This window comes from Corallococcus carmarthensis (assembly GCF_003611695.1).
GTDB classification, from domain to species: domain Bacteria; phylum Myxococcota; class Myxococcia; order Myxococcales; family Myxococcaceae; genus Corallococcus; species Corallococcus carmarthensis.
In genome coordinates this window covers 1-5,519 of record NZ_RAWE01000362.1, presented here as the reverse complement: position 1 = coordinate 5,519, position 5,519 = coordinate 1, and the positions used below count along the sequence as shown (strand labels likewise).

General features: G+C 69.7%; 7 protein-coding genes. All 7 read left to right on the top strand.

From position 1 onward, the window contains the following. Positions 1 to 437, top strand: a 437-nt coding sequence (locus D7X32_RS42940; RefSeq protein WP_158625870.1) for a DnaJ domain-containing protein, incomplete at its 5' end; no start/stop codon positions are given. A 24-nt stretch (positions 438 to 461) separates the two neighbouring features. Then, positions 462 to 1,169 carry a Smr/MutS family protein gene (locus tag D7X32_RS42935; RefSeq protein WP_120608269.1) on the top strand — a complete coding sequence of 236 codons (708 nt, stop codon included), beginning with the start codon at positions 462 to 464 and terminating at the stop codon, positions 1,167 to 1,169. A gap of 36 nt (positions 1,170 to 1,205) precedes the next feature. Then, positions 1,206 to 2,198: an adenosine deaminase gene (gene add / locus D7X32_RS42930; protein WP_120608268.1), complete on the top strand. Its 993-nt coding sequence runs from the start codon at positions 1,206 to 1,208 to the stop codon at positions 2,196 to 2,198. 1 nt (position 2,199) lies between these two features. Beyond that, a complete protein-coding gene (locus tag D7X32_RS42925; protein ID WP_120608267.1) occupies positions 2,200 to 3,297 on the top strand; it encodes a quinone-dependent dihydroorotate dehydrogenase in 1,098 nt (365 codons plus the stop codon). A gap of 108 nt (positions 3,298 to 3,405) precedes the next feature. Then, a complete protein-coding gene (locus D7X32_RS42920) occupies positions 3,406 to 3,840 on the top strand; it encodes a hypothetical protein (RefSeq protein ID WP_120608266.1) in 435 nt (144 codons plus the stop codon). Positions 3,841 to 3,987: 147 nt separating this feature from the next. Further along, complete coding sequence (locus tag D7X32_RS42915; protein WP_120608265.1) at positions 3,988 to 4,530, top strand: hypothetical protein; 543 nt, start codon at positions 3,988 to 3,990, stop codon at positions 4,528 to 4,530. Positions 4,531 to 4,583: 53 nt separating this feature from the next. Next, positions 4,584 to 5,519, top strand: a 936-nt coding sequence (locus D7X32_RS42910; protein WP_147450494.1) for a serine/threonine-protein kinase, incomplete at its 3' end; no start/stop codon positions are given.

The window sequence follows — 5,519 nt, the reverse complement described above, 5'->3', positions numbered from 1 at the left end:
ACCTCAAGGACTTCCTCTCCCGCCCCGCCACCCTGGACGCCCCCGCCTCGCTCGCCTCCTGCCTGGACTCCCTGCCTTCGGGCGAACGGCTCCGCCTGCTGGACGCGCTCTATGAGATGGCGCTCGCGGACGGCCCCCTCCAGCGCTCCGAACGCGAGGCCCTGAAGCGCATGGCCGAAGGCCTGGACGTCCCCGACGCCAAGGCCCAGGCCCTGGCCGAACAACACCTGGGCGACGCCACCGCCCACTACGAAACCCTGGGCCTCCCGCCGGACGCCACCGACGCGGAGGTGAAGAGCACCTACCGGAAGCTCGCCGCCCAGCACCACCCGGACAAGGCCAACCACCTGGGGCCCCGGGCCGCCGAGCAGGCCGCCCGCCGATTCCAGGCCGTCCGCGACGCCTACGAGGAAATCCGACGGCTGCGCGGCCTGTAGCCCGGGTTAGAAGACAGGAATCCCATGAGCCAGCGTCCCCCGAAGAAGAAGGAAGCGGAGTTCCAGAACAACCCGTTCAAGTCCGCCATCAAGACGCTCCAGGACCAGGAGAAGCAGGAGAAGGCCGCTGCCGCTGCCGCCGCGGAGGCCGCCAAGAAGAAGACCGCCGTGTACAAGCCGGCGAAGGCCCCCAAGGCCCGTCCGGAAGACGACGACGTGGGCCTCTTCTTCTCCGCCATGGACGGCGTGCAGCAGATCACCCACCGAGGCGAGGCCCCGAAGGTAAACCCGCGCCTGCCGGAAATCATCGACGACAACGCGGAGGCGCTGGCGCAGCTGTCCGACCTGGTCGCGGTGGACGGGCCCTTGTCCTTCACCGGCTCGGATGAGTCCTTCGAGGGCTCCTCCCCCGGCACCGACCCCAACCTGCTGCGTTCGCTGCGACGGGGTGACTTCTCCGTGCAGGACCGGCTGGACCTTCACGGCAAGACGCAGAAGGAGGCCCAGGCCGCCGTGGAGCGCTTCCTGTCCGACAGCCGCCGGGCGAAGCGCCGCTGCGTCCTCATCGTTCACGGACGCGGTTTGAATTCCAAGGACCAGATCCCGGTGCTCAAGGACGCGGTGCGCGACCTGCTTTCACAGAAGCGGCTGGAGCGGATGGTGCTGGCGTTCGCCACCGCACGCCCGCAGGACGGCGGAGCCGGCGCCGTGTACGTGCTGCTGCGCCGATAGCTTTACGCGTGCCCGGCGCTGTGCATACATGCCGCCATGGTTCGCGACCTCATTGACCTCCACATCCACGTGGGTGGCGCGGTAGCCCCGCACATCCTGTGGTCCATCGCCCACCAGCAGGGCTTCAAGCTCCCCGTCAAAAACTACTTCGACTTCGTCGAGCTCATCACCTCCCGTCCGGGCAAGGTGGGCAGCCTCGACGACTACCTGAAGATCCTCCACACCTGGACGGAGAAGATCCAATCCTCTCCCAGCGCCATCGAGCGCTCCGTCTACGAGGTGATTGGCAAGGAGTACCGGGGCAGCCGCGTCACGCAGATCGAGCTGCGCTTCAACCCGATGAAGCGCAACCTCTCCAGCGAGCTGGACCTGGACCACATCATCCACGCGGCGCTGCGGGGCATGGACCGCGCGGTGCTGGAGTACGGCGTGAAGGTGGGCTTCATCTTCTGCCTGGCCCGCGAGTTCGACCACAAGCTCAACAGCATCATCGTGGAGAAGGCCATCAAGTACCGCTCGCGCGGCGTGTACGGCATCGACCTGGCCGGCACGGAGCGCGACGCGATGGAGCACAAGCCCTCGCTCGCCCAGTACGAGGACCTCTACGCCCGCGCGCGCAAGGGCGGCCTCAAGTGCACCGTGCACACCGGCGAGACGGCCGGCACGGGCGCCGAAGGCCTGATGGCGGCGGTGGAGAAGCTCAAGCCGAACCGCATCGGCCATGGCATCCGCGCCGCGTACGACGAGTCCGCGATGAAGGTCCTGCGTGAGAACAACATCACGCTGGAGCTGTGCCCCACGTCCAACATCCACACCAAGGCGGTGGCGGACCTGAAGGAGCTGGAGCACATCATGCGGACGTTCTGGGACCGCAAGGTGAAGTTCACCATCAACACGGACGGCCCCTACCTGCTGGAGACGGACATGCGGCGGGAGATTGAAATCGTCGAGTCCAACGGCCTGCTCACCACCGAGCAGGTGGACCAGTCACTCGCGTGGGCGCGCGAGGCGTCCTTCATCCCGGCCTGACATGTACGGCTTCACTCGCGCACTGCTCTTCACCCTGCCCCCGGAGCCCGCGCACCGGCTGGGCATGTCCGGGCTCGCGGCCCTGGGGAAGTGGAACGCCCGCTGCCGCGCCATGCGCGAGCACACGCTGCGCCTTGCCCCCATGGACCTGTCCGTGGAGCTGGCGGGGCTGAAGTTCGCCCACCCGGTGGCGCTCGCCGCCGGGCTGGACAAGGACGCGGAGGCCGTGGACGGGCTGTTCGCCTGCGGCTTCTCCGCCGTGGAGATTGGCACCGTCACGCCCAAGCCCCAGCCCGGCAACCCGAAGCCGCGCCTGTTCCGCCTGCCGGAGCACCGCGCGGTCATCAACCGCATGGGCTTCAACAACCACGGCGCGGCCACCGCGGCGGAGCGCCTCAAGGGCCGCACATGGAAGCCCGGCCCCCTGGGCGTGAACATCGGCAAGAACAAGGACACGCCGCTGGAGCGCGCGGTGGACGACTACGTGGCGTGCGTGGAAGCGCTCGCGCCGCTGGGGGACTACGTCGTCGTCAACGCGTCCTCGCCCAACACGCCGGGCCTGCGAAAGCTGCAGGAGCCGGAGCAGCTCTCCGCGCTGCTGCTCGCCGTGCGCGAGCGGATGGAGGCCGTGGCCCCGGGCATCCCGCTGTTCCTGAAGATCGCCCCGGACCTCACGCCCGAAGCCGTGGATGAAGTGGTGGACGTGGCGATGGCGCGCGGGCTGTCCGGGCTCATCGCCACCAACACCACCCTCACCCGCCCCTTCGAGCACGTGCACGCGAAGGAGGCCGGCGGCCTGTCCGGCGCCCCCGTGCGCGAGCTGGCCAACGCCGTCATCCGCCGCGCGTACCAGCGCAGCCGGGGCACCCTGCCCCTCATCGGCGTGGGCGGCGTGTTCACCGCGCAGGACGTCTACGAGAAGCTGCGTGCAGGTGCCACCGTGGTGCAGGTGTACACGGGTTTCATCTACGAAGGCCCGGGCATGGTGGACCGCATCCTCCCGGAGCTGGGCGCCCTGCTGGCCCGGGATGGCTTCGCCTCCGTGCGGGATGTGATTGGCGTGGACGCCCATCAGGGCACGCCCGCCGTCCCCGCATAGGGTCCCTGCCCTCCAGGACAGGGATCCTGTCTTCCTGGCGACACAGGAAACTCGCGACAAGCCTCGGGCGATGATGGAGGGAGACGTCTCCGCCCTTCGAGGTGCGCCGTGAAGATCTCCCGTCCGCCGTCGTCCCCGCCCACGTCGCCGACCGCCCAGCCTCGCCCTTCGGGGCCGCAGCCGGTCCCGCCGAAGCCGCCCGCGGAGCAGCTTCCCTCCGACATCTTCGACGGGCCGGCCGGCAGCTCGTCGGTGGGCGGCTGCAAACAGGGTGCTTCAGGCAGCAGCATCAAGGTGGGCGCGGGCAGTTCCCGAGGCAGCAATGGCATCGAGGACCGGGACAAGTTCAAGGACGAGGACAAGGACAAGGTCTCCAGCGGCTTCCATCCCCAGAAGCTCCCCCCTCTGCCGAAGCCCGGTCCCCAGAGGCCCCCCAACGGCGATGACACGAACGCCTCTGGCACCAGCATCCGCGCGGGCGGCCGGGGCAGCTCCAGCGGGACGCAGGGCGACTTCCCCGGCACGCCCTCCCGAAGGGATTGACCTCCTGCAGGACCAGGGGGGTTGTCTGACTTTGGACGCCAACGCACCGCATCCCAGACGCGTCTTCGGTATTCCTGGACTCCTAGGAAACTCCGAACCTGCTGGGTCCGATGATGTTTGCAGGAACTCCGCCGCCCGAGGTGCTTCGTGAAGATCTCCCGTCCGCTGTCGAGCCCCCCGCAGCCCGAACAGCCGGTCCACCGCGCGTCCGGGCAGAGCATCTCCGCCGGCGGCCATGGCTCCTCCGGCAATGCCCAGGGCTACAAGGATCCACCGGACCAGTTCCACGGCGGCCCCAACCATGACCTGCCCGGCGTCTCGATCAAGGACCGCCTCCATCGCGGCCCCGAGGGAGAGGGCTTCGCGCGGAGGCCGTGCGCCTCAGGGACCAGCGTGAGAGGCCCGGGTGGCGGGCACTCCGGTTCCGTTGCGTGCAGCTTCGTGCTCCCGGGCGGTGGGGCGGCGGGCGCGAGTGAGAAGAAGGCGTCCCCCTTCCAGAAGCTGGCCGAGAAGCTTGGCGACCTGCTGAAGCGACTTCTCGGGAGCGCGCCGGTGGAGCACTCGCCGGGCCGGGTGGCGACGGGCGAGAGCAGCCGGTCGGCGGGGTCCACGCACTCCGGCAGCTCCCAGGGCCGCACCGGGGTGGACGAAGAGCCCCAGGCCGGGGACTCGGCCCGGGTCGGCGGCTGACCGGCGGCGCGTTCCTGCGTTCCGGGCGCGAGTGACGGTAGGCTTGCCCCGGAATGAACGACGTCCAGCGATTCGGGCCGTACCGCGTCCTGCGGGACATTGGCGAAGGCGGCATGGGACGCGTCTCGCTCGCGGAACGCGAGGGCTGGGAAGAGCCGGTCGTCCTCAAGCGCATCCACTCCGAACACGCCGCCGACGGCCGCTTCCGCCGCCGCCTGTTGCGGGAGGCGGAGGTCGCCGCCGGGCTGCACCACCTCAACGTGGTGCGGGTGCTGGAGACGGGCGTCATCGACGACCAGGTCTACCTGTCCATGGAGTACGTCGCGGGCTCCAGCCTCGCGCACGTCCACGCGGCGAGCCGGCCGGAGCTGCTGCCCCTGGGCCCCATCCTGGATGCCATCGCGCAGGCCTGTGACGGGCTCGCGTACGTGCACCGCTTCGTCAACCCGGAGTCGGGCAAGTGGATGGAGCTCATCCACCGAGACGTGTCCCTGGACAACCTGCTGCTGTCCTTCACCGGCACCGTGAAGATCGCGGACTTCGGCATCGTGAAGACGTCCGAAGGCACGCAGACCACGTCGGGCGTGGTGATGGGGAAACTGGCGTACATGTCCCCGGAGCAGATCCGCGACGAGGTCCTGGATGCGCGGGCGGACCTGTACTCGCTGGGTGTCTGCCTTTACGAGCTGCTGGCTGGAAGGCGGCCGTTTCCCATCCAGCGCGGCCGCGCGGTGATGGAGTCCGTGCTGTATGACGCCCCGCCGCCGCTCACGCCGCAGCGCTCCGGGATTCCGGCGCCGCTGGTGGCCCTGGTGGAAGCGCTGCTCTCCAAGGACCGCCGCGCGAGGCCCACGGAGGCCACCGCCGTGGCGAAGGAGCTGCGCGCGGCGCTGGCCACGCTGGGCGAATCCCCGCGCTTCCCGTCCCGGCTGATGGAGCCGCCCACCGCCGTGCCCGCCAAGCCCCGGCGGCTCCGCCCGGCCCTGCCC